At 70.0% G+C, this 26,776-nt stretch carries 22 protein-coding genes; 14 read left to right on the forward strand and 8 right to left on the reverse strand.

All coding sequences use genetic code 11. The features are described from left to right. Positions 1 to 22: 22 nt before the first annotated feature. On the reverse strand, positions 23 to 973 hold the full coding sequence (locus RDV84_RS19595; protein WP_197414856.1) for a TauD/TfdA family dioxygenase: 951 nt from the start codon (positions 971 to 973) through the stop codon (positions 23 to 25). Between RDV84_RS19595 and RDV84_RS19600 the strand changes: the two genes are divergently transcribed. Beyond that, entirely contained in the window at positions 929 to 1,900 is a 972-nt protein-coding gene (locus tag RDV84_RS19600) for a thioesterase II family protein (RefSeq protein ID WP_309151304.1), read from the forward strand. The genes RDV84_RS19595 and RDV84_RS19600 overlap by 45 nt on opposite strands. Here RDV84_RS19600 and RDV84_RS19605 read toward each other — a convergent pair. The 5 genes from RDV84_RS19605 to RDV84_RS19625 form a co-directional block, all read right to left on the reverse strand. Then, entirely contained in the window at positions 1,857 to 3,437 is a 1,581-nt protein-coding gene (locus RDV84_RS19605; protein WP_309151305.1) for a PepSY-associated TM helix domain-containing protein, read from the reverse strand. The genes RDV84_RS19600 and RDV84_RS19605 overlap by 44 nt on opposite strands. After that, positions 3,427 to 3,633 (reverse strand): hypothetical protein, encoded by a 207-nt coding sequence (locus tag RDV84_RS19610; protein WP_057947631.1) that lies wholly within the window; start codon positions 3,631 to 3,633, stop codon positions 3,427 to 3,429. Before RDV84_RS19610 ends, RDV84_RS19605 begins: the two co-directional genes overlap by 11 nt. Before the next feature lie 155 nt (positions 3,634 to 3,788). Beyond that, positions 3,789 to 6,053 (reverse strand): TonB-dependent siderophore receptor, encoded by a 2,265-nt coding sequence (locus RDV84_RS19615; RefSeq protein ID WP_309151306.1) that lies wholly within the window; start codon positions 6,051 to 6,053, stop codon positions 3,789 to 3,791. A 159-nt stretch (positions 6,054 to 6,212) separates the two neighbouring features. Further along, positions 6,213 to 6,833, reverse strand: coding sequence for a TetR/AcrR family transcriptional regulator (locus RDV84_RS19620; RefSeq protein WP_309151307.1), 621 nt, complete (start codon positions 6,831 to 6,833; stop codon positions 6,213 to 6,215). Continuing rightward, positions 6,830 to 7,342, reverse strand: a complete 513-nt coding sequence (locus tag RDV84_RS19625; protein WP_309151308.1) for a hypothetical protein — start codon at positions 7,340 to 7,342, stop codon at positions 6,830 to 6,832. The genes RDV84_RS19620 and RDV84_RS19625 overlap by 4 nt, the downstream gene beginning before the upstream one ends. A 295-nt stretch (positions 7,343 to 7,637) precedes the next feature. Here RDV84_RS19625 and RDV84_RS19630 point away from each other — a divergent pair, with 295 nt between their 5' ends. The 9 genes from RDV84_RS19630 (at position 7,638) to RDV84_RS19670 (ending at position 17,899) form a co-directional block, all read left to right on the forward strand. Next, positions 7,638 to 9,866, forward strand: a complete 2,229-nt coding sequence (locus RDV84_RS19630) for a TonB-dependent receptor domain-containing protein (protein WP_309151309.1) — start codon at positions 7,638 to 7,640, stop codon at positions 9,864 to 9,866. A 296-nt stretch (positions 9,867 to 10,162) separates the two neighbouring features. Next, positions 10,163 to 10,693, forward strand: a complete 531-nt coding sequence (locus RDV84_RS19635; RefSeq protein WP_309151310.1) for an RNA polymerase sigma factor — start codon at positions 10,163 to 10,165, stop codon at positions 10,691 to 10,693. Positions 10,694 to 10,787: 94 nt separating this feature from the next. Beyond that, positions 10,788 to 11,777 (forward strand): FecR family protein, encoded by a 990-nt coding sequence (locus RDV84_RS19640; RefSeq protein WP_309151311.1) that lies wholly within the window; start codon positions 10,788 to 10,790, stop codon positions 11,775 to 11,777. A gap of 211 nt (positions 11,778 to 11,988) precedes the next feature. Further along, positions 11,989 to 14,913, forward strand: coding sequence for a TonB-dependent receptor (locus RDV84_RS19645; protein WP_309151312.1), 2,925 nt, complete (start codon positions 11,989 to 11,991; stop codon positions 14,911 to 14,913). An 11-nt stretch (positions 14,914 to 14,924) separates the two neighbouring features. After that, positions 14,925 to 15,518, forward strand: a complete 594-nt coding sequence (locus RDV84_RS19650) for a biliverdin-producing heme oxygenase (protein ID WP_309151313.1) — start codon at positions 14,925 to 14,927, stop codon at positions 15,516 to 15,518. 37 nt (positions 15,519 to 15,555) lie between these two features. Continuing rightward, on the forward strand, positions 15,556 to 15,942 hold the full coding sequence (locus RDV84_RS19655) for a YbaN family protein (protein WP_309151314.1): 387 nt from the start codon (positions 15,556 to 15,558) through the stop codon (positions 15,940 to 15,942). Positions 15,943 to 16,012: 70 nt separating this feature from the next. Then, on the forward strand, positions 16,013 to 16,732 hold the full coding sequence (gene exbB / locus RDV84_RS19660) for a tonB-system energizer ExbB (RefSeq protein ID WP_309151315.1): 720 nt from the start codon (positions 16,013 to 16,015) through the stop codon (positions 16,730 to 16,732). 10 nt (positions 16,733 to 16,742) lie between these two features. Further along, positions 16,743 to 17,168: a TonB system transport protein ExbD gene (gene exbD, locus RDV84_RS19665; protein ID WP_057947621.1), complete on the forward strand. Its 426-nt coding sequence runs from the start codon at positions 16,743 to 16,745 to the stop codon at positions 17,166 to 17,168. Beyond that, entirely contained in the window at positions 17,165 to 17,899 is a 735-nt protein-coding gene (locus RDV84_RS19670; protein WP_309151316.1) for an energy transducer TonB, read from the forward strand. The genes exbD and RDV84_RS19670 overlap by 4 nt, the downstream gene beginning before the upstream one ends. Positions 17,900 to 17,981: 82 nt before the next feature. Here RDV84_RS19670 and RDV84_RS19675 read toward each other — a convergent pair whose 3' ends face one another. Further along, positions 17,982 to 19,847, reverse strand: coding sequence for an ABC transporter ATP-binding protein (locus RDV84_RS19675; RefSeq protein WP_309151317.1), 1,866 nt, complete (start codon positions 19,845 to 19,847; stop codon positions 17,982 to 17,984). A gap of 446 nt (positions 19,848 to 20,293) precedes the next feature. Between RDV84_RS19675 and RDV84_RS19680 the strand changes: the two genes are divergently transcribed. Next, positions 20,294 to 21,142 carry a kanamycin nucleotidyltransferase C-terminal domain-containing protein gene (locus RDV84_RS19680; protein ID WP_250450698.1) on the forward strand — a complete coding sequence of 283 codons (849 nt, stop codon included), beginning with the start codon at positions 20,294 to 20,296 and terminating at the stop codon, positions 21,140 to 21,142. Positions 21,143 to 21,197: 55 nt separating this feature from the next. Here the strand turns inward: RDV84_RS19680 and RDV84_RS19685 are convergent, their stop codons facing one another. Continuing rightward, the gene (locus RDV84_RS19685) at positions 21,198 to 23,084 is read right to left on the reverse strand and encodes a glycoside hydrolase family 9 protein (protein ID WP_309151318.1); all 1,887 of its coding nucleotides are present in this window, start codon (positions 23,082 to 23,084) and stop codon (positions 21,198 to 21,200) included. Positions 23,085 to 23,215: 131 nt separating this feature from the next. Between RDV84_RS19685 and RDV84_RS19690 the strand changes: the two genes are divergently transcribed. From RDV84_RS19690 to RDV84_RS19700, 3 genes are all read left to right on the forward strand, one after another. Further along, on the forward strand, positions 23,216 to 24,466 hold the full coding sequence (locus RDV84_RS19690) for an ROK family transcriptional regulator (protein WP_057947616.1): 1,251 nt from the start codon (positions 23,216 to 23,218) through the stop codon (positions 24,464 to 24,466). Between the two features lie 62 nt (positions 24,467 to 24,528). Continuing rightward, positions 24,529 to 25,527 (forward strand): carbohydrate kinase family protein, encoded by a 999-nt coding sequence (locus tag RDV84_RS19695; RefSeq protein WP_309151319.1) that lies wholly within the window; start codon positions 24,529 to 24,531, stop codon positions 25,525 to 25,527. Positions 25,528 to 25,543: 16 nt separating this feature from the next. Next, complete coding sequence (locus RDV84_RS19700) at positions 25,544 to 26,776, forward strand: MFS transporter (protein ID WP_309151320.1); 1,233 nt, start codon at positions 25,544 to 25,546, stop codon at positions 26,774 to 26,776.

Raw genomic sequence — 26,776 nt, forward strand, 5'->3', positions numbered from 1 at the left:
GTCCAGGGCCTCGCCGCGGCGATCAGCCCGCCAGGCGCTCGCGTTCCAGCCGTTCCAGTTCCTGCAGCGAGAACGGCTCGGCCATCGACACCACGACCTTGCGTTCGCCGTCGAACGGTTCGCGGCCGTGCGCGGCGAGCATGTTGTCGAGCATGACGATGTCGCCGGGCTGCCACGGGAACTTGACCGCTTCCTCGGCCAGCACGCCGCGGATGGATTCGAGCACGCTGTCTTCCAGCTCGCTGCCGTCGCCGTAGAACACATGGCGCGGCAGGTTGCGCGCATCGCCGAGCACGTCGAGCAGCATCGCCATCACCTCCGCGCCCTGGCTGGAGGCGTGGAACAGATGCGCCTGGTTGAACCACAGCGGGACGCGCGTGACCGGATGCCAGGCGGTGCCCTGCACCAGCTGTTCGGTGCGCAGCTGCTTGTCGCCGATCCAGTGGGTGGCGATGCCGTTGTCGCGGCAGAACGCATCGACTTCCTCGCGCGACTCGGTGCCGAAGGTCTGCTGCCACGACAGGTCCATGCCGGTGCCGTAGTTGCGCACGTACAGCAGGCGCTTGCGCTCGAAGCGCTCGCGGATCGCCGGCTCGATGCGCTGGTGGATGCGGCGGCTGTCGGCGATCGGGGTTTCCCCGCCGACCGGGCTGGCGACCACGCAGTGCAGCCAGATCTTCATCGGCCAGGCGGTGGTGTAGGCCTGTTCGTTGTGCAGCGGAATCGAGCGGTTCTTGGGGAATTCGGTCGAGGTGTACACGCCCTTGGTCAGCTTGGAGCGCTGGCTGGAACCGAATTCGTAGCTGATCGGGGCGAAACCGAAGCCGCGCACGAAGGCGTCGAAGGATTCCAGCCCGGCCACGTCGAAGCCGCGGAACAGCAGGCCGGCGTGGCGGTACAGCAGGCGCGAATTCAGCTGGGCGATGTCGTGCGCGCTGTCGGCGATCGCCGCTCCTGCGGTGGCCGGCTCCACCAACAGCGGAAAACCTCCGCGCGCGGGATCGAATGCGCGCACGCGCAACGAGCTCAGGTCTGCGGTCGCGGCGGCCAGGGCCGAATCGTCCAGGGGAGCAAAATCGAGCATGTCACCGATCCATATGCCAAAGCGGGCGATAGAATAGGATCAATGCAAATGATTGTCATTTGGATTTATGGAGTTCAGCTGATGCCCGTCACGCAATCTTTGCCGCGTTTGATTTGCTTGCCTTACGCAGGCGGCAGCTGGCATGCGTTCGCGCCGTGGCAAGCGGCATTGCAAGGCCAACTCGAAGTGGTCGCGCCGGAATTGCCGGGGCGCGGACACCGCATCGCCGAGGCCCCATTCATTCGATTGACTGCGCTGGTGGACTGGTTGCTCGACGAGCTCGACGCTCAGTTGGCTGATGATTTCTCGCTATGGGGTCATAGCATGGGCGCGTTGCTGGCGTATGAAACCGCGCGCACGCTCGAACGCCGCGGGCGTCGCGGGCCGCGTCATCTGTTCGTCACCGGCGCGCTGCCGCCGCGCTATCCGCGCCACGCCGAGCGCTATCACCTGCTCGACGACGACGGCCTGATCGCCAAGCTCGCGGCGATGGGCGGGACGCCCGAAGAAGTGCTGCGCGACCGCGATCTGATGCAGATCGTGCTGCCGTTCGTGCGCGCGGATTTCGCCGTCTGCGAGACCTATGCCTGGAACCCTGGCGAGCCCGCGGTGCGCGCGCCGATCACCGCCATCGGCGGCGACCGCGATCCCGATATCGCGATCGACAAGCTGCAGGGATGGAACGATTGCAGCCGCGCCGGCGCGCGCGTGTCGAGCCTGCCCGGCGGCCACTTCTTCCTGCGCGATCACGTCGCCGCCCTGGCCGATGTGTTCACCCGGACTCTGGCGCGGCCGGCGTTGCGCGAACCAGCGTAGCGGCGCGGATCGGGTCGCGGCGCAGCCAGCGCACGGTGGCGATGCAGGCCGCGGCCAAGGCCAGGCACAGCAGCTCGATCGTGGTCGCCGCCCAATCGCCGGCGGCGAGCGCGGCCAGCAACGCGCGGCCGAACATCGCCCAGTCCAGCAGCGGCAGCAGCAGGAACAGCGCGCCGGCGATGCGCAACAGCAGGCTCAGGTCGCGCCGCGGCCGCGCGCTGAGCACGCCCAGCGCGCACGCGGCCAATAGCGGCACGGCGAACGCGCCGATCACCCAGTCCATGCGCGCCGGTACGGCCACCGGCAGCGTCCGCGCCGCCAACAGCACCGTCGCCAGCGCCAACATGCCGCCGCCGCAGGCGCCCACGCTCAGGCCCGCGACCCAGCGCAAGCCGCGCGGACGGGCGCGCTGGCTCAGGCGCTTCTCCAGCCACAACAGATTGCCGGTGGCGATCAGCACGCAGGTCGCGATCGCCAGCAGGAAGTACAACAGGCGCAGGCCGACGCCGCCGAAATCGCCGTAATGCAAGCGGTGCAGGACTTCGTTGCCGTGCGCCAGCGCGTTGATCCCGCGCGGCGGCAGCATGCGCAGCGGTTCGCCGCTGTCCAGGCGATAGCTCGCCTGCCCCACCTGGGCCAACGATCCGTGGCCATGACCGTGCACGGTCAGCCAGGCGTTGCGGTCGCCGTAATGCAGGATCGAGACCCGCACCGGCTCCATGTCCAGGCGTTGCGAGGCTTCGCGGATCAATCCATCGACGCTCAGCGACGGCGTCGGCGCATGCGCGATTTCCAGCGGCAGCGGCGGCGCGAACAGCAGCTCGCGCAAGGGTTGATCGTCGCCGTGCAGGCGGCCGAACACCATCAACAGGTTCAACAGCAGGGTCAGGCTGAACACCGTGCCGGTGAAGGCCATCAGCAAGTGGAACGGCAGCGCCAGCACGCCCAGGCTGTTGTGCAGGTCCAGCCAGCGCAGGCGCGGCTTGCCCCAGCGCGGCGAAAACAGCGCCGACAGGCTCAGTTTCGGCCAGTGCAGCACCAGTCCGGTCAGCAGGCCGAGGAACATCAGCAGCGAGGCCACGCCGACCAGGTAGTGGCCACCGGGCAGATAGAGTTCCTTGTGGAATTCCTCGAAGAACTCGCCCAGGCCGGTGGCCTCCGGATCGGGCAGTTGCGCGCCGGTGACCGGATGGAACGCGGTGGCGCGATAGAAGTCGCCGGCGTCGTCGTACAGAAAGACCTGGTAATAGGCGCTCATGCGCCCGGGCAACAGCACTTCGATGTGCGGATCGGCGACTTCGCGCGGCACCCGGGTCGCGGCGAGCACGCTGTCGAGGCTTGCGACCGCGCGGTTGTGGCTGCCCAGGTAGTCCGGCGCCTTCTCCCACAGATCGACCTCGCGCTTGAACATGGTCATGGCCCCGGTCAGGAACACCAGGAACAGCACCCACGAAGCGATCAGGCCCAGCCAGCTGTGCGAGGCCAGCAGGCCGGCCGTGCCGCCGCGCGAACCGGGCTGGGCGGGCTTAGCGGACATAAGCGAACGCGTTCAACAGCAGCGACGGCAACGCCAGCGCGGCCAGGCCCAGCCAGGCGCGGCGCAGGCTCGATGCCGCGTAGCAGAAGTACGCCAGTGCGACCCACAGCGGAAACGAGGCCAGCAACAGGATCAGCGCCAGCGCCGCCAGCGACAGGCCGGGCAGCCACATCAGGTTGAGCATCAGCGTCGCCATCGTCGCCGCTCCGCCCAGGCCCGCGGCCGCGCTACGCCCCCACACGGTACGCGCGCCCCCGTCGCGGACAAGACAGCGCGAGGCCCGGCGAAGCCGGGCCTGGGCTGGCGGCGCTACGCGCGGCGGGCGTCATGGCGGCTTGCGCGATGGTCCGATCAGAACCGATAGGCGACCGAGAACAGGGCCGTGCGCGGATCGCCGATGCGTACGCTGGGAGCGAAACGGTCGCCGTCGGAGGCGTAGTACCAGCGCTTGTCGGCGAGGTTCTTCACCGTCAGCTGGAAGCGCAGGTTGGCGTTGTCGCCGACCGGCAGGTAGTACCACACGCCCGCGTCGAACAAGGTGTAGGACGGCATCGACCAAGTGTTGTCGTCGTCGCCGTAGCGCTTGGATACGTAGTTGACGCCGGCGCCGAAGCCTAGCCCGCGCCAGGCGCCGTCGCGCAACTCGTAGCTGCCCCACAGATTGCCGCTGCGCGGCGCGACGTTGGCGTTGGTCTTGCCGAGCAAGGCCGGATCCGGATCGCGGGTGATCTCGTAATCGAAATCGGCGTAGCTGGCGATCAGGTTGAAGCCTTCGGTGATGCGCAAGGTGGCGTCGAATTCGATGCCGCGCGAGCGCGCCTCGCCGATGAAGCGGTACTGGTCCAGGCTGCCGGTCGCATCGGGGTTGAACGCCGGGATGTTGGTCTTGCGCAGGTCGAACCAGCTCAGGGTGAACTGCAGGCGGTCGGCGAACAGGTTGCCCTTGAGTCCCGCTTCCCACTGCTTGCCGGTCTGCGGCAGCGAGCGCGGATCGTAGTTGAAGAACGGATGCACGGTGAACGAGGTCGCGCGGCTGGCGTACACGGCCAGGCCCGGGGCGAACTCGTAGGACGCGCCGAGCTGGTAGGAGTTGTCGCTCCATTCGCGGTCGGCCACGGCGGCGGCGCCGACCGGCTGGCCTTCGTCGTAGTTCTGGTTGCGGCTGGCCACTTCGTACCAGTCGCGGCGCAGGCCGGCGGTCAGCAGCAGCTTCTCGTTCGGCTGCAGGATGTTCTGCACGTACACGCCGCGGAAATCCAGGTCGGTGCGCGAGGACCGGCTGAGCGCGGCCGAATCCGGCCGCAGGTTGCCGTACACCGGCGCGAACACGTTGAACAGCGGCCGCCCGGCGAACACGTTGGCGGTTTCGTTGTCGCCGTTGAGCTGGCCGGCGTCGGTGTCGGTGTAGCCGCCGTCGACGCCGGCGATCACGGTGTATTTCATCCCGGCCGGTTCGAAGCGGCCGGTCAGGCGGGCGTTGTACTGGCCCGAATCGACGTCGTAGGGCTTGTTGCCGCCGACGTTGCGGATCAAGGTGCCGGCCGGCACGGCGATCCCGCGCACCACGGTGTCTTCGGCGTAGAAGTCGTAGGCGCGCACCTGCAGGTCGTGCGACTCGGTCTTCTGGTAGGTGTAGCCGACCACCGCGTCCCAGTGTTCGCTGAAGCGGTGCTGGTACTGCGCATCGAGCGAGTGGCCGGTCGACCAGGAGTTCTCCCACGACTCGCCGAAGCTGCGCGAGCGCGGCGTCTCGACGATCCGGCGCTCGCCGTCGGCGTAGCGGCCGACGATGGCGCCGCGGTCGATCGGCAGGGTTTCGTCGTAGTAGTGATAGCTGACGGTGAGTTCGTCGCGCTCGCTCGGGCGCCAGGTCAGGCTCGGCGAAATCACCGTGCGCTCGACCTGCTTGCCGTCGCGGAAGGTGTCGGAGTCCTCGTAGGAGGCGGACAGGCGGTACAGCAGCCGGCCGTCGCCGTCGAGCGCGCCGGTGAAGTCACCGAGCAGATGGCGCTTGCCGTATTCGTCGAAAGTCGCTTCAAGATAGCGGCGCGGCTGCGCCTGCGGCTTCTTGGTGATGATGTTGACCACCCCGCCCGGCTCGATCGCGCCGAACAGCAGCGACGCCGGCCCCTTGATGACTTCGATGCTCTCGATGTCGGTGGTCGGGTTGCGCTGGTTGGCGGCGAGCCGGCGGCCGTCGCGGTAGACGTTGTCGCGGCGGAACCCGCGCAGGAAGAAATCGTCGTTGGTGCCGCCGAAGCCGTCGCCGCGGCTGACGCCGCTGACGTTCTTGAGCGCTTCGTCGAGCTGGGTGACTTTCTGGTCGAGCAGGATCTGCTCGGGCAGCACCACGACCGAACGCGGGGTGTTGAACAAGGGCGCGTCCACGCCCAAGGCGCTGGCGGAGGCGTCGTTGTGGTAGCGCGCCGGCTCGGTGCCCACGGCCTGGACCCTGTCGAGCGTGGTCGGCTGGTCGGCCTCGGCGGCCTCGGCGGCCTCGGCGGCCTCGGCGGCCTCGGCGGCCGCCGTGGCGTCGGCGGGCGCTTCGGATGCCAGTGCGGCGGGTGAGGTCAGCGCGGCGATGCACAACGCCAAGGTTCGTTTGCGCAAGGTCATCCGCGAGCCTGAAAGCCGATCTGGGGCGCGCATCATACAAATAAATGGGAATGGTTATCAATTGCGGGCCGGTCGGTCGCACGGCCCGCAAGCGACGCCCGTTCCGCCTGGCGCCACGGCTTCCCTGATCGCTTTGAAGCGGCGCGTACGCCGGCGGATTCAAGCCGGCCGCAACCGCTCCAGCGAGGCCTGGGCGATGCTCCAGAACAGGCGCGCATCGCCGAGCGCGCGCGCGGTCAGCATCGCGCCGTGGACGGCGGCCATGAAGGTCATCGCCTCGGCGTGCGCGCTCGCGGCCAGGCGCACGCGTCCACCGTCCGCGCCTTGCGCCAGGGTCTGCTCCAGCCACGCCGACAGGTCTTCGAAATGGCCGCGCACTTCGCTCGCGACCTCGGCCGGGACCGACGGCAGTTCCGCCGCCAGCAACGCGCACAGGCAGATCGGCGGATTTGCGCTTTCGATGCAGGCCGCCCACCACCGGCAGTACTCGCCGAGCCGCTCGAACGGATCGGCGACGCGCTCGCTCAAGGCCTGCATTCCGCGGCGGCTGGACTCGCGGTGACGCGCCACCGTCGCCTTGACCAGATCGACCTTGTTCGGGAAGTGATGGTGGATGCTGGCCTTCCTGACCTGCACCTGCTCGGCGATGTCGGCATAACTGAAGCTGTCGTAGCCGCCCAGGGCCAGCAGTTCGCTGGTGCGCTGGAGGATCTCCTCGGCCTTCGGCGAAGGCGAGGTCTGCGGATCCGAGGCGGTGCGTTTGGACGCGGTCGGTTTCATCGAGAGCCTGTGGTCGAGGCGGCGGATTGCGCCGCCGCGGCATTGCGTTTGTACAACGCGCGCAGTTGCAGCGGCACGCCGACGAGCAGCGCCAGGAACAAGGCGCCTTGCACGCCGAGCAGCAGCGGATCGGTCATCTGCTTGACCAGCGGGTCGCCGGCTGGCAGCCGGCGCAGGGTTTCGCTGACGGTGGGCACCATCAGCAGGAACACGCTCAGGCTCAGCGCCACGGTCTCGACATAGCCGGCCAGGCGCCGGCCCACCGACAGCGCCGAGGCGCCGTAACCGATCAACAGCGTCGCCAGGGTAACCGTCGCGACGATCGCGCTGACCGGTTGCTTGGCGATCGGATAGACCGTCAGCACGCCGAGCAGCATGAAGCCGAAGTAGGCGCGGCCGGCGCGGGTCTGCGGCGCGATCCGGCCGTACTTGGCGAGCATGTAGGCGGCGAGCGGGATCGCGGGCAGGCTGCCGAGCGTGTGCAGCCAACCGATCGGGGAAATGCTCATGGGAGAGTCGCGGCAGTGGGGGTGAAATGAATCTACCTACCAGTTGGTAGGCAGTCAAGCACGGCTCTTCGCCGCGATGGCGCGCCCTGCCCGGCGGCGGCCGCAGGCCGGCGCGAGCCGCTAAACGTATTTGCGCTGTATTCGTGCTGTATTTGCGCCGTACGCCCTGCCGTCTTGCTCCGTATTGTCTGCATTCATCTTTCTGACTAAGATGCGCGCAGCCAGCGGAACGCCTTACAGCCAGCGATGACGCGTCCTAGCGACGCCGGACATCACTAACGAGCTGGAGGCTCACATGACCACTTCTGCGCTGGCCGCAGCGATTTCGCTCGCCCTGTGCCTGGGCATCGCCGGCAACGCGTCGGCCGACGAATGCCGCACCGCGATAGACCGCACCCGCCTTGCTTGCGCCAACGACGCCGACCCGCAAGCCTGCGCGCGGCGCGCCCTGCCCTCGCCGTGCGGCGAGGAATACGAGCGGCTCAACGCCGCCACCGACGAACTGCACCGGATCACCGTGGTCGGCACGCGCTTCGGCATCGACGTGCTCAAGTACCCCGGCTCGGCCAGCGTGCTGACCGAGCAGGACCTCGACGACTACCCCGACCTCATCCAGGCGCTGAAGAAGGTGCCGGGCATCGATACCGGCAACGACGGCGGCCGCGCGATCGGCCAGCACTTCAGCATCCGCGGCTTCGGCCACGGTTCCGAGAGCCGGGTCATCCTGATGCAGGACGGCGTGCGCCGCTCGGCCAACCTGTTCGCCAACCAGGTGTCCGGCTTCGGCATGGACAGCGACCTGCTCAAGCAGGTCGACGTGGTGCGCGGTTCCTCGGGCATCAGCTACGGCGGCGGCGCCATCGGCGGCGTGATCGGCAGCACCACCAAGGACGCCGCCGATTTCCTCGCCCCGGGCCGCGACTACGGCGTCGCGCTGAATTACCGTTTCGATTCCAACGACCAGCGCCAGGCCTACGCGGCCTTCGCCGCCGCGCCGCAGGACCGGCCGTTCGAGGCGCTGGCCTTCGTCAAGCGCGGCAAGAAAGGCGACCTGACCCAGGCCGGCGAGCTGGTCGACGCCACCGGCCGCCACGACAACGTGGTCGACAACGAAGAGGACATCGACACCGCCTTCGTCAAGCTCGGCTGGAACTTCGGCGAAGGCCACAAGCTCAGCCTCAGCCATTTCGACTACGCCATCGACGCCAAGACCGGCTGGAACAGCCTCTACCACGCCACCTTCGGCGCGGCCAACGGCGCGGTGCTGGGCGAGCGTTCGCAGCGCGACACGGTGCTGCGCTACACCCTGGCGCCGGCCGGCAGCCGCTGGCTCGACCTGACCGCCACCGCCTACAAGACCCGCGGCTACTACGAGCGCGGCTACGAACGCGGCGTCGATCTGTACTACAAGAACCTCGACGAACGCTGGGGCGTCAGCGCGCAGAACCTGATGCGCTTCGCCACCGGTCCGGTCGAACACCGCCTGCTGTTCGGCCTGGACTACGAACACCGCGAGGAAGACGGCATCTACATCCTCGACGGCGTGCGCACCGGCTTCAACTCGATGCCCAACACCTACCGCGATTTCGGCGCCTTCGTGCAGCACGAGTCGCGTTGGCTCGACGGCCGCCTGGCGCTGCAGTTGGGCGGGCGTTACGACCGTTTCGACCGCCGCGTCCAGGGCGTGGCCGAAACCTACGACAACAGCCGCTTCTCGCCGCGCCTGGGCCTGAGCTACGAAGTCGCCGGCGGTTTCGTCCTGCTGGCCAACTACTCCGAGGCGTTCCGCGCGCCGACGCCGCACGAGACCTCGTCCGACGGCCCGCTCAACATCCACTACTGGTACCGGCCCAATCCGCGGCTGAAATCGGAAACTTCGAAGGAATACGAAGCCGGGTTCTCGTGGAGCCGCAACGCGCTGCTGGCCGCGGACGACCGCGTCGCGGCCAAGGCGATGTACTTCAACGGCACCATCAGCGACATGATCCAGCTGGTGGTGGACTACGGTTCGGTGTCGCCGGCGAAGTCCGAGTACGTGCGCTACGAGAACGTCGGCGAAGTCGACCGCGAGGGCGTGGAAGTCGAGCTGTCGTACGACCGGCCGCGCTGGGGCGGCTATTTCAGCTACGAATCGCTGGACATGAAGGACGCCGCCAGCGGCCGCAAGACGCCGTCGGCGTTCGCCGACCGCGCCCGGCTGGGGCTGCGCTGGCGGCCGTTCGACGACGACTTCAGCGTCTCGGCCGACGTCAGCCACTGGTTCGAACCCGACCAGAACCCCAAGACCCTGGTGTCGGCCGGCACCACGTACTGGTACGTGCGCGACGCCTACACCCAGACCAACCTGCAGCTGCGCTGGCGGCCCAGCGTGTCCGGGGTGTCGTTCTTCGACGGCAGCACCCAGTTCCTCGCCGGCATCAACAATGTCTTCGACCAGAAGCGCTTGAACGCCTCGGGCGTGGAGACCAGCTCGCGCACCGGCTTGGGGCGGAACCTCTACTTCAGCATCAGCAAGCAGTTCTGATCGTCGCGCGGGGCCGCGCGGCGCACGCGCGGCCCCGTCCTGCCGGCAGAAGCGACGAGACAAGACAGCGGCGCAAGCGGCGACGAAACTTGCGGTTCGTCACGCATTGCTTTTAAGATTCGCGCACTACGCTTGCTGCGTAGCTCCGCTCATCGCACACGTGCCCGCGACCTTTCCGGTCCCCACGGCAGACGGCGCTCTTCGAACTGTGCCGCCGTCATGCGCTTCCAATCCTTTGCCCACCGCGCTGTCGCGCACCCGTGCCGTCGCGCGCCGAACCCGCCGGTGCTCGGGTGATGGCGGGCGCCGGCATGCGCGACTGCGGCGAGGACGAGCGTCCGCCGGGACTGGCGGAACTGCTGATCCGCGAGCGCCCGGCGCTGTTGCGCCTGGTCCAGCGGATCCTCGGCGGCGACCATGCCGCCGAAGATGTGGTCCAGGCGGTGTGGCTCAAGCTGCGCAACGTCGGCGACGCCGGCGCCATCGACAACCCACGCGCCTATCTGTTCAAGCTGGCGGCGAATCTGGCGACCGATTGGGGACGCGAGCGCACGCGCCGCAACCAGTTGCTGGCCGAGCATTATCTTTGGGGCCCGGACGAAGCGCTGTCGGCCGAGGAACAGGCCATGGCCCAGGACGAGTTGCAGCGCGTGCTGGCCGCCGCCGGACGGCTGCCCGAGCCGACCCGCACCATCTTCCGGCTCAATCGCCTGCAGGGCCTGACCCAGGCCGAGATTGCGCGGCGCCTGGGGGTGTCGGTGACGACCGTGGAAAACCACGTCCGCGCCGCCTTGCAACGCCTGGCCCACGCGCGCGCGGGACGGTGAATCGTCTTGGGCAACGCACCGGTCTTGGGTAAAGCGCCCGCTCGAACGTCTTGATCTCGATACCGCCTTCGCCGACGCACCGCCCTCGCCCGCCATGAGCCAGCCGCCTGCCTTCGCCATCGCCGACGCCGAACCCATCCACGCGCAAGCGCGCGAGTGGATCGCGTGGCTGGCTTCGGGCGCGGCCGACGAGACCGGCCTGGGCGAGTTCGAACGCTGGCTGCAGCGCCCCGGCCACCGCCGCGCGTTCGAACGCGAGCGGCAGTTGTGGCGCAGCCTCGGGCCCAGGCCCGCGGCGCAAGGCACGGCGGCGACAGTGCGGCCGCGCGCGGGCCGTCGCGGCCGCTGGCGCCCGGCCCTGGCCGCGGCGGCCGTGCTGGTGCTGGCGCTGGCTTCGCCCGAGGCATGGTTGCGGCTGCGCGCCGACCATCGCAGCGCCCACGCCGCCGAAACCGTCGCCCTGCCCGACGGCAGCCGCGCCGTGCTCGACGCCGACAGCGCGATCGCGATCCAGTACGACCGCGACCAGCGTCGCGTCGAATTGCTGCGCGGTCGGGTGTGGTTCGAAGTCGCCGCCGATCCGGCCCGGCGCTTCGCCGTGGTCGCGGGCGATGGCGTGATCGAAGACATTTCAACCGCGTTCGCGGTCGCCGACGACGCCGGGCGCATCGAAACCGCGGTGAGCCAGGGCCGGGTGCGGGTGGCGGCCGCGGCGGACGGCGGCTGGACGTATCTCGATGCCGGCCAGCGCGCCGCGTACGGCCAAGGCCGCAGCGTGGCCCGATTGAACGACGTGCCGGCCGACGGCATCGGCGGCTGGCGCCAGGGCGAACTGCTGCTGGACGACGCCGCGGTCGACGTCGCGGTGCGCGAACTCGCGCGCTACCGCGCCGGCCCGATCCTGGTCCGCGGCGACCTACGCGCCTTGCCCAGGGTCAGCGCGGCCTTGCGCATCGGCCGGCCCGAGCAGGCGCTCGACGCGTTGGCCGCGAGCGCCGGCCTGTCGGTGACCCGGCTCCCGTTCGGCGTGGTGATCGTGCAGCCGATCCCGACGCCCGCGCCGGCGCCGGCCTCGGTGCGCTGAGCGCCGACTCGGCAAAGCGACGCGCCCGGCGCGGCACCGATCCGCCGTCGCGACGGCGCCGATTGGTTCGGACGCGAAATTGATCTTGGGGTCGGCGCGGCCTCGCCCGTCTTATCCAGCGAACGTACCCGCCGCCGCCACGTACGCCGCCGTGCCCGCTTGCGCGCGGGCGAGCCGCAACCGCGGCGCCGACTTTCCGACAGGTTTCTTCATGCCCACTTCCATCCACCCGGGCGCGCTGCCGCGCCCGTCCCGCCTGTGCATCGCCTTGCTCGCCGCGGTCATGGCCGCGAGCGCCCTGCCCGCCGCCGCCCAGACCGGCGCCGCGCCGGCCTCCGCCGCGGTGCGCCGTTTCGATATTCCCGCGCAACCCCTGGTGTCGGCGCTGCGCGCCTACATGCGCCAATCCGGCGTGCAGGTCGCTTATGCCGCGACCCTCGCCGAAGGCGCGGTGTCCACCGCGGTGGCCGGCGAGCTCGATGCGGACGCCGCGCTCGCGCAACTGCTGCGCGGCACCGGCCTGAGCGTGCGCCGGGTCGGCGCGGACGCCGTCGCGCTGGAGAAGGCCGCCGCGGTCGCCGGCGATGTGATCGTTACCGACACCCTGCGCGTCGGCGGCGAGCGCGACCTCGCCGGCGGCGCGGGCGTCGCCAGCGACGAAGCGCGCCTGCTCGACACCTATCGCAATCCCGGTTCCAGCCACTACATCGCCCGCGAAACCATCGAGCGCTTCCGCGGCGCCTCCGCCGCCGACATCGTCAAGGGCGTGGCCGGCGTCACCGCCGGCGATCCGCGCACCGCCAACGCGCTGGACGTCAACATCCGCGGCATCCAGGGCCAGAGCCGGGTGCCGGTGATCGTCGACGGTGGCCAGTCGACGATGGACACCTACCGCGGCTACGCCGGCCAGTCGCAGCGCACGTATCTGGACCCGGACCTGATTTCCAGCCTCACCATCACCAAGGGCCCGAGCCTGCAGGCCAACGCGTCCGGCGGCATCGGCGGCGTGGTCGAGATGGAAACGCTCAAGGCCGACGACGTGCTGCGCGCAGGCCGCGACTGGGGCCTGCGCCTGCGCGGCGGCGCCTCCAACGCCAGCGCGCGCGACCTGCCCGCGTACAACGACCTGCCGCACCACGACCGCAACGCGCTCGGCGGCGGCTTCGGCAACATCGCCGCGGCGGCGCGCTGGGATCGCTTCGACCTGGTCGCCGCCTACGCCTGGCGCGACACCGGCAACTATTTCTCCGGCCGCCACGGCTACGACGATTTTCCGCAGACCCGCCGCACCCTGGCGCCGCTGAACCCGCCGCGCACCGAAGTGTTCAACACCTCGGCCAAGTCCGAGTCGGTCCTGCTCAAGGGCACTTGGCGCATCGACGACGCGCAGACGCTGGAGGCGGGCTATCGCCGTTTCGACGGCGAACAGGGCGAGATCATGGCCTCGCAGATCATCCGGGTGAACCGCGACATCGTGCCGCAATGGGACCCGGGCCGCATCGGCATGGACGCCTACAGCCTGCGCTACCGCTTCGACCCCGACAGCGAACGGGTCGACCTGCGCGTCAACGCCTGGTACACCGACGCCGACAGCCGCATGTACAACGGCCTGACCGGCATCGCCCCGTGGTATTTCCAGCGCCGCACCGAGTGGTACGACGGCCCGACCTTCAATACCGATCCGGGCTACAAGGACGCGTACCGGAACAATCTGCGCCAGCAGCGCTTCGGCCTCGACGCCAGCAACACCACCCGGCTGAGCGCGGGCGCCGGCAAGGTGACCCTGGATTACGGCCTGTCCTACAGCGACGAGGACATCGGTCCGGGCAAGGACTCGCCGATCCTGCACGACGACCTGATCAACAACCGCTTCCTGCGCAACGCGCAGCGCAAGGAATACAGCGCGGTGTTCTCGGCCAAGTGGCAGCCCGACGAGCATTGGGAACTGCTCGCCGGCGGCCGTTACAGCCGCGTCAGCGTGCACGACCGCAACCGCCTGGCCACGGTCGCGGAAACCGCGAGCATCGGCCAGTACCGCTACACCGAACTGCTCAACGGCAATCCGAACCTGCCGGCGTGGCGGGCCAAGCGCGTCGCCCTGCTGAACTGGTATCCCGACGCCAACGGCCAGTTCACCCAGGCCTCGCTGCTGGCCTCGCCGTACAAGCGCGGCACCGTCGCCGACATCGCCGGCTGGAATTTCTTCGACGCCGATCCGGCCGAGGACTTGATCGTGCCGGTCAAGTGGAACTGGTCGCAGCCGATCCGCCGCCGCGACAGCGCCTTCACCCCGACCGCCAGCGTCGCCTACCGCTTCGACGACGACAGCATGGTCTACGCCAAGTACGCCGAGGGCGTGAAGCTGCCGAGCCTGTTCGAGACCACGCTGGGCCTGTTCACCGCCGCCAAGCCGGTCGGCGAACTCAAGCCCGAACGCGCCAAGACCCTGGAAATCGGCGCCAGCACGATCCGCCACGGCCTGTTCGTCGACGGCGACCGCGCCGCGTTCAAGCTGGCTTACTTCGACACCCGCATCGACGATCTGATCACCCGCGATTACCGCACCCTGTCGGCCGGGCTGATCCGCAACGTCGACCGCTTCAAGGTCTCCGGCGTCGAGTTCCAGTCCAGCTACGACAGCGGCCTGGTGTTCGCCGACCTGTCGGCGCACTACTACTTCCAGGCCAAGACCTGCGCGCCCGACATCGCCGCCGAGCGCCGCGAGTACGGCCGCCAGCGCAAGATCGCCGAACTGATCGGCACGCCGGACTGCGTCGACGGCGGCTTCGAGGGCTCGTACACCAACACCCAGAACCCGCCGCGCTACAACGTCAACCTGACCGTCGGCCTGCGCCCGTTCGACGAACGCTTCACCGTCGGCATGCGCGCGGTGCACAACGCCGGGCCGATCAGCAAGCTCGACAAGGAATGGAACGTCGGTTTGTCGGCGATCCAGCAGCTGTACCGCGCCGCGACCATCGTCGACGTGTTCGCCAGCTGGCAGGTCAGCGAGCAGTTCGCGGTCGACTTCAACCTCGACAACGCCGGCGACCGCTACTACCTCGACCCGCTCGCGCTCGGCGTGCTGCCCGCGCCCGGCCGCACCGCGCGGCTGGCGTTCACCTACCGCTACTGACGGCCGACCGCATGTCCGACATCGCCACCGAACCCGACTCCAGCACGCGCAGCCAGCGGCTCAAGGCCGCCACCCACGCCACCCACGACCGCCTCGACCGGCGCATCATGGCCGGCGACATTTTCGCCAACCGCGACAATTTCGCCCGCTTCCTGCGCGTGCAGTACCGTTTCCATTGCGACATCGACGGTCTGTACGCGAATGCCGCGCTGGCGGCGCTGGTGCCGGATCTGCCCGGCCGCCGGCGCCTGCCGCAGATCGCCAGCGATCTGCGCGACCTCGGCCAGCCGCTGCCGCCGTTCGCGGTCGCGGCGGTGCGCGCCGACCTGCCGCTGGCGACGGCGCTGGGTTGGCTGTACGTCGCCGAAGGCTCCAACCTCGGCGGCAGCGTGCTGTACAAGCTGGCGGCCAAGCTGGGCCTCAACAGCGGGTTCGGCGCGCGTCACCTGGCCGCGCATCCCGACGGCGTGGCCCGGCACTGGCGCGGCTTCACCGCGGCGCTGGACTCGGTCGCGCTGAGCCGCGCGCAGGAGGACGAAGCCATCGCCGGGGCCGAGGCGGCGTTCCAGCGCGTGCGCGCCCACGTCGAGGACGAATTCGCGTGAATGCGCGCGCGCCGGTCGAATCCGCGGAACCGCGCTGATGCGCTGGTTGTGGTTCGCACTGGGTTGGGCGATGGTCGCGCTCGGCGTGATCGGCGCCCTGCTGCCGGTGATGCCGACGACGATCTTCCTGATCCTCGCGGTCGCTTGTTTCGCCCGCAGTTCGCCGAAGTTCGAACGCCGCCTGCTCGAACACCCGCGTTACGGCCCGGCGCTGCGCCTGTGGCGCGAGCAAGGGGCGATCTCGCGCAAGGGCAAACTGTTCGCCGGTCTCGGCATGGCGGTCGGCTTCGTCCTGTTCTGGTGGGGCGCGCATCCCTCGCAGGCGCTCGCGCTCGGCGTCGGCCTGGGCTTCGCCGCCAGCGCCGCCTATGTGCTGTCGCGGCCGGCGCCGCGCCCTGCTCCGCCCGATGCGCCGCGATGTTGAGCCGCGCATCGTCTTTCCTTTCCTGCGAAGGCCGCCGCGCGCGGCCGCTCGCTTTCAGTGCGAACCGACCATGAGCTTGCCTACCGACGTATCCGCCGCCGCGCTGACCCCGTGGCAGATGTACCTGACCGCCGACCCCGTGGTGAAGGCGGTGATGATCGCGCTGGCGCTGGCGTCGGTCGCCAGCTGGACCGTGCTGGTGGCCAAGAGCTGGGAGCTGTCGCGCCTGCACCGGGGTTTGCGCCGGGCCCGCGCGGCGCTGCTGGACGCGGCGCAATTGCCGTGCGATAGCGCCGATCAAGCGCTGCGCGACGGCGCCGCGTGCGACCTGATCGAGGCCGCGCGCAGCGAACTGCGGCTCTGCGGCGGCGGCTTCGATCCGGCCGGCATCAAGGAACGCATCGGCTCGCGCCTGGAACGGATCGAACTGGCGCAAGCGCGGCAATGGCGCAAGGGCGTCGGCCTGCTCGCCAGCATCGGCGCGATCGCGCCGTTCGTGGGCCTGTTCGGCACCGTGTGGGGGATCATGAACAGCTTCGTCGGCATCGCCCACGCCAACGCGACCAGCCTGGCGGTGGTCGCGCCGGGCATCGCCGAGGCCTTGCTGGCGACGGCGCTGGGTTTGGTCGCGGCGATTCCGGCGGTGGCGATCTACAACTACTTCACCCGCGCGCTCGCCGGCCTGCGCGCCACCCTCGGCGACGTATCGGCGAGCGTGCAGCAGTCGGTGTCGCGCGATCTCGACCGGCCGCACGGGCGCGCAGCCGCGGCCGTCGCGGCCGCGCGCTGAGGGCCGGGCGATGGCGATCCGCACCGCGCGCCACGACGAGGACGCGCTCGAAGAACACCATGAAATCAACGTCACGCCGTTCATCGACGTGATGCTGGTGCTGCTGATCGTGTTCATGGTGGCCGCGCCGCTGGCGACCGTGGACACGCCGGTGGAGCTGCCGGCGAGCGCGGCGAAACCGCAGCCGCGCGAACCCGAGCCGGTGTTCCTGAGCGTGCAGGCCGATCTGTCGCTGCGCCTGGGCGAGGCGGCGGTGACGCGCGAAAGCCTGGCCCCGGCGCTGCAGCGCGCCACCGGCGGCGACCGCGAGCGGCGCATCTACCTGCGCGCCGACAAACGCGTGGCCTACGGCGATCTGATGCAGACGATGAACGCGCTGCAGACCGCCGGCTATCTCAAGATCGCCCTGGTCGGCCTGGAGCCGGCGACGCCGTGAGCCCGCGCGCGCGCGAACGCTGGCGTTGGCTGTGCAGCCTCGGCGCGGTGCTGGCCGTGCACGGCGCGGCCGCGGCGGCCGCGTCGTGGTGGTCCGCGCGCGAACCGCTGCAACCGCAAACGCTGCCGGCCGCCGCGGTGATGGTGGAACTGGCGCCGACGCCGCAAGCGCCGCCGGCGCCGCCCAAGCAACTGCCGCCGGGTCCGCGACAGCGCGAGCAGCATCGCGCAGCGACACCGCCGCGGCCGCAGCCGCGACTGCAGGCGCCGCCCGCGGCCGATGCCGACGTCGAACTGCCGCCGCCCGCGCCGGCGCCCTCCCCGCCCGCGCCCGCCGATCCGGCCGATGTCGCCGCGACCTTGGCCCCGCCCGATCTGCCGGCGCCCGCCGCGACGAATTACGCGGCCCCGCAAAGCGTGTCGGGCCGGCGCGACGACGCGGTCGCGCAGTGGCAGAACCTGCTGCTCGGCCATCTGGAGAAATTCCGCCGCTACCCGCGCCAGGCGCAGCGCCTGAACCAGCAGGGCGTGGCCTATGTGCGCTTCGCCGTCGACCGCGGCGGCGCGGTTTCGCAGATCCGCATCGGCCGCAGCAGCGGCTATCCGGCGCTGGACGCGGGCACCCTGGAGACCGTGCGCCTGGCCGCGCCGGTGCCGGCGCCGCCGGCGCAGATCCAGGGCGATCCGGTCGAGGTGATGGTGCCGGTGGCGTTCTTCATCCGCGGCCGCTGACGGCGATGCGCGGGCGTCCGCGGCGCATCGCGCGCAAGCGCCTTGCCTGCCGCCGGTCCGTACGCAAGACGCTCGCCGCGCGTCAGGCCGCGCCTTCGGCGACGGCCTCGGTTTCGCCGGCATCGCTCTGGCGCAAGCCGCTCGCGCGCAGGTTGGCGTAGTCGGCCGACGTCTGCGCGAGCACCGCCTCCGAGCCCTGCGCGACCAGCCGCCCGTCCACCATCACCAACACTTCGTCGAAGTGCCGCAGCAGTTCCAGCCGGTGCACCGAAGCGATCAGACAGGCGTCGGCGAACTCGGCGAACAGGTTGGCGTAGACCGCCGCCTCGGTGCGCGCATCCAGGTTCGCGGTGGGCTCGTCGAGCAACACCAGCGAGCTGCCGCGCGCGGCGAGGATGCCGCGCGCCAGGGCCACGCGCGCGCGCTGGCCGCCGGACCAGTTCGAGGCCTGCTCGCCGATCGACACCTGCAAGGGATCGGCGTCGGCGGGCAGGAACTCCTTGACCGCCGCCAGTTCCAGGGCGCGGTGATAGTCGCCGGGATCGGGCTGGCCGTGCAGGGACTCGCACATCGCCAGGTTGTGTTCCAGCGAGGCTTCGAACAGTTCGGCCTCCTGCGGGATCAGCGTGGTCGATCCGCGCAGGTAGCGCGCGGCGTCCACCGGCGCGCGGGTCGCCGCGGCGGGGTCTGCATCGTCGGCGGCATGCAGTTCGATGCGTTCGGCCACGTACAGCCCGGCCAGCGCCCGCATCAGCGTGCTCTTGCCCGAGCCGCTGCCGCCGATCAAGGCATAGCGCTTGCCGCGCTGCAGGGTCAGCCGGACGTGGTCCAGGGTCGGTCCGGCCTCGCGCCCGGCCGCATGGCGGAACACCAGATTGCGGATCTCGCACTGTCGCCAGCTGCGCGTTTGCACCGGATCGCTCAGGCTCGCATCGACCGGATGGTCGCGGATGACGTCGGCGCTCTGGTAATTGGCGTACTGGGTGGCGAAGGTCTGAAAGTTCGACGCCACCGCCGAGACCACGGCACCGGACTGCAGCGCGTATTCCCAGACCATGTAGACGTTGCCGAACATCAGCTTCTGCCCGTCGCCGGTCGCGCGCAGCACCAGCCACGCGTACAGCCCGACCAGGCAGCAGCTGAGCAGGCGGCTGGCGACGTCGACCGCGCACCACTTGATCTCGATGATGACGATCATCCGCCGCAGCGGCTCGAACACTTTCTCGACCAACTGCCGCAGCGAGCGGATGAACGGCCGCGCCTGGCGCAGCGCCAGCACGCTGGTCGCGTTGCCCAGCGCATCGGCGAGCACCGCGGTGTAGCGGCGTTCGGCGTCGTTGGTCTGGATCGCCAGGCGCACGATCGCGCGGTCGAAACCGACCACCGCGCCGCAGATCGCCAGCAGCCCGAGCGCGGCGGTGGCGCCGACCATGGGATGGATCGCGATCAACGCGCCGATGGGCCCGATCAGCCGCACCACGCTGCGCAAATAGATGAACTGGTTCTCGGCGAAGGTGCCCAGCGACGAACTGCTCTGGTGCACGCGGTGGGCGCTGGCGACGGAGTGGTTGCCGTCGTGCCAGGACAGCGGGAACGCCAGCAGGCGCTGGGTCAGCGCGGTGGCGACGCGCTTGCGCACGCTCAGGGCGACGTTGCGTTCGAGGATGCGGCCCGGGCCGTGGATCAACCAACTGACCAGGGTCGCGCCGAGCACCGCGGCCAGCCACAGCGCCGCTTCGCCGGCGCCGTCGTTGCCGCGCGCCTGCAAACTGTTCAGGGCCCGGCCGACCAGGTAAGGCACCGCCAGCAGCACCACCTGCGCCCCGATCAGCAGCGCCATCGAACCCAGCAACGCGACGCGGTGGCCTTGCGCCTGATGCCACAGCTCCCGGTACAACTGCAGCACCGGAGCGCGATGGCGGCCCGGCTTCGCGTCGTCACTGTCCATGCGATTCCGACAAGGGTGGCAGGCTACGGCAGGCCACTGTAAAGCACCGGTCGCGAAACACAATCCAGCCGCGGTCCCCGCCGCGCAAGCGTGCGCGCCCTCGCCCGGCCGCCGCTCGGCGCGGGCGAGACAGGCGGCGTCGCGGCCGGCCCGGCCGCCGTGCGGGCCATCCACGCCCGCCCCGCCCGGACCCGCGGCGTGGACAGCCCGGGTCCGGGAACGTAGCCTGGATGCACGGCGCTGCCGGGTCGATCGTTCGACGCGAATCCAGGCGCCGGGGGGCATCTGTCGGGGAAACGCAGTAGGTCCGCACGCCGCGCCGGTTTCGCTGCGCGGCTCCGCTGCGCGCGCCCCGCGGACCCGTCGTTGTCCCGCCATCGCAGCATCGCGCGTTCACTACGGAGCTCAACCGGATGATGGAAAACCAGATGATGGAAAACCGGACGATGGAACACGAACTTCCCAACGGCAGCGAACTTCCCAACGGCAGGCTGGACGACATCTTTTCCGGCCCGCAGGCCGTCGCCGCCGACGAACGCAGCGCCTTGTCCGCGCGGGTCGTCGAGTCGGTGCGCGAACGCTTCGGCGAACACCTGCAGCATCTGGTGCTGTACGGCTCCACCGGGCGCGGCGAAGACCGGCCGCACTCCGACATCGACCTGTGGGGCATCGTCAGCGACGAGCTGTACGGCGCGCAGTTCCAGAAAGCGATCGAGTGGGTTTACGGCCCCGGCAAGATCCTGGTCATGCTGTTCTCGCGGACCATGGCCGAGGCGGTGGCGCGCGAGGTCGACGAAAGCTGGCCGATCACCCGGGCGAAGTTCCTGCATTCGCGCCTGGTGTGGGCCTCGCCCGGCAACGAGAACCTGCTCGCCGAGCTGCGCGCGATCGCCGCCAATCCGGACCCGGAACGGGCCGGGCGGGCGATGGCGGGCATCATCTCGGGCACCTTGTACGAACTGATGGGCAAGCTGCGCAACCGTTCGGCGCCGCACGCCATGATCGCGGGAACCTTCGCGATGCATCTCGCGCTGGTGACCGGACTCGGCGCGCGTTATGCCTACACCACCTTCGGCGCGGTGCTGCGGGAAGCCTTGAACCTGCCGGGCCCGGACGGCGCGCAGGAACTGTATGCGATGGTGCTCAGCGGCGAGCTGAGCGATATCGCCCGGGTGGAAGCGGTGGTGGAGCGCGCCTGGGCCGGATTGTCGTCGTGGCAGGCCGGTCCGGCGTTCACGGCCGCGCTGCAGCGGCGCGTGTCGCACACCTTCGGATCGCTCGAAGCGGTCGCGTAGGACTTCCGCGCAGGGCGAGCGCCATCGCCTCGCCGGCGATGGCGCGCCCACCGATTCAGCGCGCCTCTTCGCCCGACATCGCCATCACCGCGTACAGCATCCAGGTCGTGTGCGGAATCCACTGCTCGACCCAGCGCCACTGCTCCGAATCCGGGCCGGGCGCGAACGCGATGCCGGCGCCGGTGTCGCTGCCGACCGCGCCGGTGATGCCGTTGGAGATGCCGCCGACGAACATCTCGCCGGCGCTTTCCAGCACGGTGGGCGGGTTGCTGCGGCCGAAACCGTAGAGCATGCAGATGCCGTAGGGATTGCGGCCCAGGGTCCAGTCGAGCTGGCTCTGCGCATAGCCGGCGCGATCGGCGCTCAGGCCGTAGCCGGCCGCGCCGTGTTCGGCGAGCGCGCGGCCGCCGACCGCCATCGCCGCGCTCAGCGAGGCCAGGCGCGCGCTCTCGCCCTGCCACCAATAGCCGGTTTCGTTGCGGTGCGGGATGAAGAAGCCTTCCAGCACTTCGCCCGCGGCCTGGCCGTCTTGCGCCAGCTGGAAGCGCTGGCGGGCATAGCCGTAGGGATTGGCGACCGCATCGGTGATCGCCAGTTCGTGCTTGAGCGCCGCGCCGATGGCGTCCAGCGCGCGTTGGCGCCGCGCCTGTTCGGGCTCGATGCCGGCGTAGGCGGACAGGCTGATCACCGGCAGGCCGGCTTCGGCCGCGTGATAGTACGGACGGCGGCCGCCGTCGCTGACGAAGCCGCCGTCGGCCTGCTGGCGCGCGATCAGGCTGGCGGCGCGGGCGCGCGCGTCGTCGAGATAGCGCGATTGGCCGGTGGCGTTGTGCAGCTCCACCAGCGCCATCAACGCGGTGTAGTCGTCGATGATGTTCTCTTTGCCGTCGGCGCCGTACTGCGGATTGAACCGGCGCAGGTGCGCATAGGCGCGCTCGGCGTCGGCCAGGTACTGGGCGCCGTCGAACTCGCCGTGACGGCCGCTCTGCTTCGCCAGCATCGAGGCGCGCGCTAGCGCGGCGATGGCCATGCCGGCGCCGGCGCGGAACGCCGAGCGATACAGTGCGGTGTAGGTGCCGGCCGCGCCTTCGTAGCCGGTGACCATGCGCACCGCGCCCGGCGTGCCCCACTGGTCGAACACCGTGGTGTAGAAGTAGCCGTCCGCATCGAGGATGCGGTGCAGATAGTCGGCGCCCCAGAACGCCTCGTCCTCGACCTGGGTCTGCAGGCCGTGCGCGGCGAACAGCGATTTGCGCGCGTGCGCGCCATAGGCCAGTACCCAGGCCGCCATCGAGGCCTGCTGCGGATTGAAATGATTGGCGTAGCCCAGGTGCGACAGGTACTTGCCCTTGTCGCCGCCGGCGTCCTGCCAACCGCCCCAGGCGTTCACCCGTCGCGTGGTCTGGAAGATCGGCAGATCGCGGTCGGCCGGATCGGTGTGGCGGCTGCGCTTGAAGTAGCCGAGCAACTGCGCGCCGGCGGTGGCGAAGATCGCGTCGTCGCGCACCGGCACGACGGCCGAGCGCGCCTGCAGCTGGTCGATGCTGACCTCGACCTGATACCGCCCGGCTTGCTGCGCTTCGGAAAAATCGACGCTGAAATAGCGCTTGCCCGGCGCCCACGCGGTGAACGCGGGCAGCGGCCGCAGTTCGCCGCGCTTGATCGGCTTGCCGTCGCGCAACACGGTGTAGCGGCCGTGTTCGGCGTCGCCGGCGTATTCGACGATGGCCCGCTTCGGGCCCTGCCGCTCCAGCGCGACCTGGTTGATCTGCACCAGCAACGGCGCGCTGGGCAGGCCGACCGACACCGTGGTCTTGGGCTTGGATTCCGCGCTGGCGGCGGCGGCCGCGTGCGGCGCGCCAGACAAGGCCAGCGTTAAGGCCAGCGCCAGCGCGGCCAATGCACGCAGGCCGGTAAGGGAGAAGTGCGGCGAAGCGGTCATCGGCACGGTTCCGGATAGACTGGGCACAGCGCAACTTAGCCATGCCACCGCCTGTCGTCAATAATACTTCACATGGATGTATGAATAATGCGGCAGCTTCCCTCCCCCTCGCTCAACCGGTTTGCACGCCCATGAACCTCGGCCGCGGCGCCACCCAGCAATCCAGCGCCCCCTACAACCGCCGCCTGGTGCTGGACTTCATCCGCCAGCACGGCGCGGCCTCGCGCAAGGACATCCAGGAGAAGGTCTCGCTCAGCCCGCAGACGGTCGCCAACATCACCAACGAGCTGGAATCCATCGGCCTGATCGTCTCGCGCCGGCAGAAGGACCTGAAGACCCGCGGCCAGCCGCCGATCGCCTTCGAGATCAACCCCGACGCCGGCCAATCCATCGGCATCAGCCTGGAACCGGGCCGCGCCTCGGGCGCGCTGGTCAATCTGGTCGGCCGGATCGATGCGCGCTGCGAGGTCCAGCTGCAAGGCTGCGACCGGCCGCAACTGTTGGCCGGCCTGCTGGAGCTGGTGGCGACGCTGCGCCGGCAGGCCAACGCGCGGCTGTGGGGCATCGGCGTGGCCCTGCCCGGCCCGCTCGGCGACACCGAGCTGAGCTTCGTCGGCCCGACCGCGCTGGAAGGCTGGAAGGACCTGTCCATCCTCGACCAGCTGCAGGAAGCCACCGGCCTGCCGCTGTTCCACAGCGTCGACAGCGTCGCCGGCGCGCTCGGCGAGACCTCGTACGGGGTCGCCCGGCACCTGGACACCTTCTTCTACCTGCACCTGAGCATGGGCCTGGGCGGCTCGCTGATCGTCGGCCGCAATCACTACCGCGGCGCCGACGGCAACGCCACCGAGATCGGCCACGTGCCGGTGGTCCCCGGCGGCACGCCGTGCTATTGCGGCAACCAGGGCTGCCTGGAGCGCTATCTGTCGCTGCATTCGCTGGCCGAGGCGCTGGGCCTGGACGACGCCCAGGTCCACACCCCGGACCTGCTCGCCCGCCTGGACCAGGCCGGCGACCCGGCCCTGCAGCAATGGTGCGCGCAGGCCGCCCAGCGCCTGCGCGACGCCGTGTGCATGATCGAGAACCTGTTCGACCCGCAGACCATCGTGATCGGCGGATCGGCGCCGCAGGCGCTGGTGCAGCGCCTGGTCGAACTGGCCCAGCCGCTGCACCGCTCGGTCCGCGGCCGCCCCGACCCCGAGCTGCCGCGGGTGATGATTTCCCAGCGCGAGGAAGACTGCTCGCTGCTGGGCGCGGCGGTGCTGCCGATCCACGAACTGCTGTCGCCGCGCCTGGAAGGCGTGCAGAAGGACGGCTTCGGGGAGCTGCAGGCGGCCGAACTGCTCGGCCACCGTCCGGCCGCCGGCGGGCGTCGCATTTAATTAAACTTCCACTGGATATTTTTATTGACGAGGCGGAATCGGGGTGACTATAGTCGGCCCCCATGACGGACGCTCCCGCTCGCTTCGATCCGCTCCCCGACCCGCCGCCGGCCTCGCCGGCGGACCCGCCGCGCTTCAACATCGTCGGCGACGTCAGCGTCGACCTGGTCCTGGGCACGCTCGACGGCTGGCCCAAGATCGGCACCGAACAGCTGCTGCCGCGCAGCGAACTGCGCGCCGGCGGCTCGGCCGCCAACTCCGCCCTCGCCGCGCGCCATCTCGGGCTCAGCCCGCACCTGATCGGCGCCATCGGCGACGACGACCTGGCCCAGTGGCTGCTGCTGCAACTGAGCGGCATCCGCGTCGACCTGCAGACCTGCAGCAGCGACACCACCATGTCGGTCGGGCTGCTGCACACCGGCGGCGAGCGCACCTTCTTCACCAGTTGCGGCCACCTGCAGCACCTGGCGCCTGAGTTCGTGCTGCGCCACCTGCCGCCGGCCGCGCCCGGCAGCATCGCCCTGTTCACCGCGCCGTTCCTGCTGCCGGGCCTGCGCGAGCGCTTCGCCGCGTTGCTGGCCCAGGCCGCGGCGCGCGGCTACCAGATCGCGCTGGACACCGGCTGGCCGCCGGAAGGCTGGACCCCGCAGGTGCACCGCGAAGTCGCCGGCTGGCTCGCGCATTGCGACCACCTGCTGGTCAACGAGCTCGAAACGATGAGCATCGCCGGCGACGACTCGCTCGAATCCGCCGTGCGCCGCGTCGCCGGCCTGCTCAAGCCCGGCGCGCACCTGATCGTCAAGCTCGGCGCCGCCGGCGCGCTCGGCCACGTCGACGGCCGCAGCACCCTGCACGTCACCCAAGCGGCCGCCGACGTCTTCGACACCGTCGGCGCCGGCGACAGCTTCAACACCGGCTACCTCGCGGCGCGGTTGAACCGGGCCGGCCTCAGCGACGCGCTCGCCGCCGGCTGCCGCACCGCGAGCGCGATCCTGCCGCGCTTTCCGCGCAAGCGCATCGCCGCCGGCGAACTCGCCCACTGCCTGCAGCCGCAGCCCTGACCCCGGAGGCACGATCGTGAAGCACCGGCCGTTGATCATCAGCTACCTCCTCCTGATCTGGTTCGCGATCTCCTTCATCACCAACCTGATCGGGCCGCTGATGCCCATCGCCATCGAGGACTTCAAGCTCAGCCTGACCATGGCCGGCTTCATGCCGTTCTCGTTCTTCCTCGCCTACGGTTTGATCTCGATTCCCGGCGGCGTGCTGATCGAAGCGCGCGGCACCCGCTTCACCCTGTTCGCCGCGTTCGCGCTGAATGTCGTCGGCGCGCTCGCCATCGCCGTGGTTCCCGGCTACGCCTCGGTGGTCGCCGGGCTGTTCGTCATCGGCCTGGGCATGGCGCTGCTGCAGGTGGTGATCAACCCGCTGATGCGCACCGCCGGCGGCGAGCAGCACTTCGCCTTCTTCTCGGTGATGGCGCAGTTGGTGTTCGGCCTGGCCTCGTTCCTGAGCCCGCTGGCGTTCAAGTTCTACATGCAGCGCCCGGGCGTGGACGGACAGCCGCTGGCCTGGCTGACGTTCTACTGGTTCTTCAGCGCCGCGTTCGTGCTGCTGGCCGCGCTCAACTGGAAACTGCCGCTGCCGGCGGTGGCTCTGAAGGACGACGAGCGCGCCGGCAGCCGCGAGGCCTACCTGAGCCTGCTGCGCCGCCGCGACGTGCGCCTGTTCTTCCTCGCCATCGTCGCCTATGTCGGCACCGAGCAGTCGCTCGCCAACTGGATGTCGCAGTTCCTGCACAGCTACCACGGCTTTTCGGCCACGCAGGAAGGCGCCGTCGCGGTCAGCCGCTTCTGGGGGCTGATGTCGCTGGGCTGCCTGGTCGGCCTGGGCCTGCTGAAGCTGCTGGATTCCAAGCGGGTGCTGGCGATCTTCTCGACCCTGGCCATCGCCTGCCTCGCCCTCGCCCTCCTCGGCCCCGCGGCCGTTTCCCTGCTGGCGTTCCCCGCCGCGGGCTTTTTCTTGTCGGTGATGTTCTCGGTGATCTTCTCGCTGGGATTGAACTCGGTCAGCCAGCACCACGGCGCGTTCTCGGGAATCCTGTGCAGCGGCATCCTCGGCGGCGCCATCGTGCCGCTGCTGATCGGCATCCTCGCCGACCGTTGGGGCCTGCGCGCAGGCCTGTCGCTGGTGTTCCTGCCCCTGCTCTACATCCTCAGCGTCGCCGCCTGGGCCAGGCCGCTGGTGCGCAACCAGACCGTGTACTCGGCCAAGAGCACACCTGCCTCGAGCCCCCCCGCCTCGCCCTGA

The sequence above is a fragment of the Lysobacter yananisis genome (genome assembly GCF_031199375.1).
Classification (GTDB): Bacteria; Pseudomonadota; Gammaproteobacteria; order Xanthomonadales; family Xanthomonadaceae; genus Lysobacter; species Lysobacter yananisis.

Coding starts and splice junctions, on each gene's coding strand:
- RDV84_RS19605 (WP_309151305.1), bottom strand. CDS start 3,437: ATGTCCGCTAAGCCCGCCCAGCCCGGTTCGCGCGGCGGCACGGCCGGC.
- RDV84_RS19610 (WP_057947631.1), bottom strand. CDS start 3,633: ATGGCGACGCTGATGCTCAACCTGATGTGGCTGCCCGGCCTGTCGCTG.
- RDV84_RS19615 (WP_309151306.1), bottom strand. CDS start 6,053: ATGACCTTGCGCAAACGAACCTTGGCGTTGTGCATCGCCGCGCTGACC.
- RDV84_RS19620 (WP_309151307.1), bottom strand. CDS start 6,833: ATGAAACCGACCGCGTCCAAACGCACCGCCTCGGATCCGCAGACCTCG.
- RDV84_RS19625 (WP_309151308.1), bottom strand. CDS start 7,342: ATGAGCATTTCCCCGATCGGTTGGCTGCACACGCTCGGCAGCCTGCCC.
- RDV84_RS19630 (WP_309151309.1), top strand. CDS start 7,638: ATGACCACTTCTGCGCTGGCCGCAGCGATTTCGCTCGCCCTGTGCCTG.
- RDV84_RS19635 (WP_309151310.1), top strand. CDS start 10,163: ATGGCGGGCGCCGGCATGCGCGACTGCGGCGAGGACGAGCGTCCGCCG.
- RDV84_RS19640 (WP_309151311.1), top strand. CDS start 10,788: ATGAGCCAGCCGCCTGCCTTCGCCATCGCCGACGCCGAACCCATCCAC.
- RDV84_RS19645 (WP_309151312.1), top strand. CDS start 11,989: ATGCCCACTTCCATCCACCCGGGCGCGCTGCCGCGCCCGTCCCGCCTG.
- RDV84_RS19650 (WP_309151313.1), top strand. CDS start 14,925: ATGTCCGACATCGCCACCGAACCCGACTCCAGCACGCGCAGCCAGCGG.
- RDV84_RS19655 (WP_309151314.1), top strand. CDS start 15,556: ATGCGCTGGTTGTGGTTCGCACTGGGTTGGGCGATGGTCGCGCTCGGC.
- exbB (WP_309151315.1), top strand. CDS start 16,013: ATGAGCTTGCCTACCGACGTATCCGCCGCCGCGCTGACCCCGTGGCAG.
- exbD (WP_057947621.1), top strand. CDS start 16,743: ATGGCGATCCGCACCGCGCGCCACGACGAGGACGCGCTCGAAGAACAC.
- RDV84_RS19675 (WP_309151317.1), bottom strand. CDS start 19,847: ATGGACAGTGACGACGCGAAGCCGGGCCGCCATCGCGCTCCGGTGCTG.
- RDV84_RS19680 (WP_250450698.1), top strand. CDS start 20,294: ATGGAACACGAACTTCCCAACGGCAGCGAACTTCCCAACGGCAGGCTG.
- RDV84_RS19685 (WP_309151318.1), bottom strand. CDS start 23,084: ATGACCGCTTCGCCGCACTTCTCCCTTACCGGCCTGCGTGCATTGGCC.
- RDV84_RS19690 (WP_057947616.1), top strand. CDS start 23,216: ATGAACCTCGGCCGCGGCGCCACCCAGCAATCCAGCGCCCCCTACAAC.
- RDV84_RS19695 (WP_309151319.1), top strand. CDS start 24,529: ATGACGGACGCTCCCGCTCGCTTCGATCCGCTCCCCGACCCGCCGCCG.